This window comes from Micromonospora sp. BL4, assembly GCF_003667505.1.
Lineage (GTDB): Bacteria > Actinomycetota > Actinomycetes > Mycobacteriales > Micromonosporaceae > Micromonospora.
The window spans coordinates 1-3,529 of the sequence record NZ_RCVJ01000160.1 but is presented as its reverse complement, the minus strand read 5'-3'; the positions used below and the strand labels follow the sequence as shown (position 1 = coordinate 3,529).

Annotated in this window: 4 protein-coding genes; 1 reads left to right on the top strand and 3 read right to left on the bottom strand. The window is 71.5% G+C overall.

Translation table 11 applies throughout. The features are described from left to right. The 3 genes from EAD89_RS21305 to mqnE all read right to left on the bottom strand — a co-directional run. The coding region (locus tag EAD89_RS21305; protein WP_147458847.1) for a DUF4229 domain-containing protein at positions 1–284 on the bottom strand (284 nt) is incomplete at its 3' end. Between the two features lie 73 nt (positions 285–357). After that, on the bottom strand, positions 358–795 hold the full coding sequence (locus EAD89_RS21300; protein ID WP_121676958.1) for a hypothetical protein: 438 nt from the start codon (positions 793–795) through the stop codon (positions 358–360). A 23-nt stretch (positions 796–818) separates the two neighbouring features. After that, complete coding sequence (gene mqnE / locus EAD89_RS21295; RefSeq protein WP_121657007.1) at positions 819–1,988, bottom strand: aminofutalosine synthase MqnE; 1,170 nt, start codon at positions 1,986–1,988, stop codon at positions 819–821. Positions 1,989–2,223: 235 nt separating this feature from the next. Here mqnE and EAD89_RS21290 point away from each other — a divergent pair. Further along, positions 2,224–3,529: C40 family peptidase (locus EAD89_RS21290; RefSeq protein ID WP_121676957.1), on the top strand; the 1,306-nt coding region annotated here is incomplete at its 3' end.

Sequence of the window (3,529 nt, the reverse complement as noted above, 5' to 3'; positions counted from 1 at the left end):
GATGTATATAAGAGACGGGGGTCGGGGTCGGTGGGGGGCTGTTCGTCGCCGGCCAGGGCGGAGCGGAGGCGCTCCTTCTCCGTACGGCGGCGCTCGGCCGCGCCGGCCATCTCCTCGGCCATCTCGTCCCGCCAACCGCGCAGCAGGAAGAAGGAGAGCGCGGCGGAGAACGCCAGCGCCAGAATCAGCTTCAGGAACACGTCCATGTCGACCAGCCAGAGGGCCGCCAGCACGGCGACGAACAGCCCGATCCGGCCCAGCGTGTACTTGACCGCCGCGCTCACCTGCACCACTCCGTTCTCTCCGTCACCCGCCGGTGCCGGCGGAAGGGTCGACCCGCCCGGCGGGCGGTCGGGGTCAGCCGGTCCGGCGGGCCAACCAGCGGACGCCCGGGAACCAGACCGTCGCGTACGCCACGGTGAACGCCGCCGCCGCCAACGTTCCGGAGAGCAGCGGCGGCAACCCGCCGGCCAGACCAGCGATCAGCAACCCGGCGAACACCCCGACGGCCGCGGCGACCAGCGCCGCCACCACCCGGGCCGCACCGAACTCCCAGGCCCGGAAATCGTCCCAGAACAGCCAGGCCGGCAGGATCACCGCCAGCCAGCCGTTGGTGTGCCCGAAGTCCCCGGCCCCGATCGAGGCGAACGCCCAGTCGAACAGCACCAGCGCCAACGCACCGATGACCAGGCCGGCCAGGCACACCCCGAGCAGATCCCCAAGGGTACGGATGCGCCCCTCGGCGTCCCGCCGGGGAAAGCCGCCCTGCTGCTCGGGTCCTCGTGGCTCGGTCATCGCCTGCGAGGGTACGTGGTGGCTCAGGCCCACACCTGCTGCGGCTCGGCGCGGCGCTCGGCCAGCGACGGCGCCTTGTCGTACTCCCGGACCACGTTGTAGCGGGTGTCCCGCTCGACCGGCTGGAAGCCGGCGTCCCAGATCAGGTGCAGCAGGTCGTCGCGGTGCATGGTGTTCGGGGTGCCGTACGAGTCGGCGTCGTGGGTGATCTTGTATTCCACCACCGAGCCGTCCAGGTCGTCCACGCCGAAGTTCAACGACAGCTGCGCCACCGAGAGCCCGTGCATCACCCAGAAGTTCTTCAGGTGCGGCACGTTGTCGAAGAGCAGCCGGGAGACGGCGAAGGTCTTCAGCGACTCGGCCGGGGAGGCCATCGTGGTGCGCGCCTGGATCCGGTTGCGGATCTTGCCGTCCGCCGAGTCCACGAAGTCGTGCTGATAGCGCAGCGGAATGAACACGGCGAAGCCGCCGGTCTCGTCCTGCAACTCGCGCAGCCGCAGCACGTGGTCCACCCGGTGCCGGGGCTCCTCGATGTGGCCGTACAGCATCGTCGCCGGGGTCTTCATGCCCTTGCTGTGCGCCAGGGCGTGGATGCGCGACCAGTCCTCCCAGTGGCAGGCGTGGTCGACGATGTGCTGGCGGACCTCCCAGTCGAAGATCTCCGCGCCGCCGCCGGTCAGCGACTCCAGACCGGCGTCCATCAGCTCGTCGAGGATCTCGTCGGCACTCAGGCCGCTGATCTTCTCGAACCACTGCACCTCGGTCGCCGTGAAGCACTTGAGCTTGACGTTCGGCAGCGCCGCCTTCAGCTCGCGCAGCACCTTCGGGTAGTAACGCCAGGGCAGCGTCGGGTGCAGGCCGTTGACGATGTGCAGCTCGGTGAGCTGCTCGTCCTCCATCTCCTTGGCCTTGCGGACCGCCTCGTCGATGCGCATCGTGTACGCGTCCTTCTCGCCCGGCTTGCGCTGGAACGAGCAGTACGCACAGGACGCCGAGCAGACGTTCGTCAGGTTGAGGTGCCGGTTGACGTTGAACATCACCCGTTCGCCGTTGAGCTCGGTGCGCTTGTGATGGGCCAACCGCCCCAACCAGGCGAGGTCGTCGCTGTCGTAGAGGGCGACCCCGTCCTCGCGGGTCAGCCGCTCACCGGCGTACACCTTCGCTTCGAGCTCACGCTTGAGTCCGGCGTCCATGGCACGTCCCTTCCACCTGCGGTCCCGGTCGAGCGTACGTCGGGACGCCGACAGGCCCGGCGGCACGGTCGGCGGCAGCGACCCACTTCACCGGACTCACAGCCTCCCGTAACCCGCCGATGCATCGACATCACTGCGCGCGTGAGGTAAGACAGGGTGGGGCGGAACACACACTGGTACCGTCCCGACGGCCACGCCTTCGAGCGCGGCGACGGGCAGCGGGACGGGGAGCGGAATGGTCTACAGCGGGCGCGGGCGACGGCAGCGACGACGGAGTCCGGTGGTCTCGCCGGTGCTGCGTCCGAGGCTCTGGGCCGCCCTGCTCGGCGCGATCGCCGCCGCCGTGCTGGCCACCCCCGCGTACGCCGAGCCGGGGCTGCCCACCACGGTGCCGGACACCGGCTCCCGCCCGGCGGTGGTCGGCCAGATCCAACTGCCCGGTGGCGCGCCCGTTGCCGGCGTCCCGGTCCCGCCGGTGGTGAACGTCGGCACCGGCCCGCTGGCCGCCCAGATCGCCGCCGGCGAGACCCAGGTCGGCACGCTCGGCGAAGCGCTGCTGCTGAGCCGGCAGAAACGCGCGGACGCGCAGGCCCAGCTCGAGGCGGCCGGCAGGGCTCTGGCGACCGCGCAGGACAATCTCCTCCGCGCTCAGCAGGCGGCCGACGTCGCCGCGTCGGACGCGTTCAAGGCAGCCGCCGCGCTACCGCCCGGCGACCTGGCCGACGACATCCAGGGACTGAGCCGGCTCCAGCGGATCGCCCGCGGCGAGAAGGTCGAGCGCGGCACCACCGGCGTGGCCGGAGAGCTGTCCCGGGCCCGCAGCGGCGAGCAGCTCGCCTACCAGGCGCACGCCACGGCGAAGACCCAGCTCGACGCCGCCGAGGCGGAGTTCACCGCCGGCGAGAAGGCGCTGCGCGCGGCCGAGGCCAGCCTCCTCAAGCTGCGCCGTGACAACGCGGCGCAGCTGATCCAGATCGAGCGCCAGCAGGAGGCCGCCGAGCAGCAGCTCGGCGCCGGCTACCTGGTCGGTCAGAACGTCAGCGGGATGGCGGCGCACCCACGGGCGCTGGCCGCGGTCCGCTACGCCCTCGCCCAGCGCGGCGACCCGTACGAATGGTCGGAGGAGGGGCCGGACACGTTCGACTGCTCCGGTCTGATGTGGGCGGCGTACCGGTCGCCCGGCGCCGACTACTACGCGCTTCCCCGGGTCTCCCGGGACCAGTACGCCGCCACCCGTTCCCGGACCGTGCCGCAGAGCGCGCTGCTCCCCGGCGACCTGCTCTTCTTCGCCTCCGGCAGCAGCTGGACCTCGATCCACCACGTCGCCATGTACATCGGCGACGGCAAGATGGTGCAGGCACCCACCACCGGCGACGTCGTCAAGGTCTCGGTCGTCCGCTGGTCCCGGCTGTACGCCGCCACCCGGGTCATCGGCGCGGTGCCGGCCCCGACCACGCCGGTCGTGACGCCCAGCCCGACGCCCACGCCCACCACCAAGCCGACGCCGACGACGAAGCCGACGCCGACCACCAAGCCCACCC

Bases quoted from the DNA above. Each gene is read 5' to 3' on its own strand.
- EAD89_RS21300 (WP_121676958.1), bottom strand. From the start codon at position 795: ATGACCGAGCCACGAGGACCCGAGCAGCAGGGCGGCTTTCCCCGGCGG.
- mqnE (WP_121657007.1), bottom strand. From the start codon at position 1,988: ATGGACGCCGGACTCAAGCGTGAGCTCGAAGCGAAGGTGTACGCCGGT.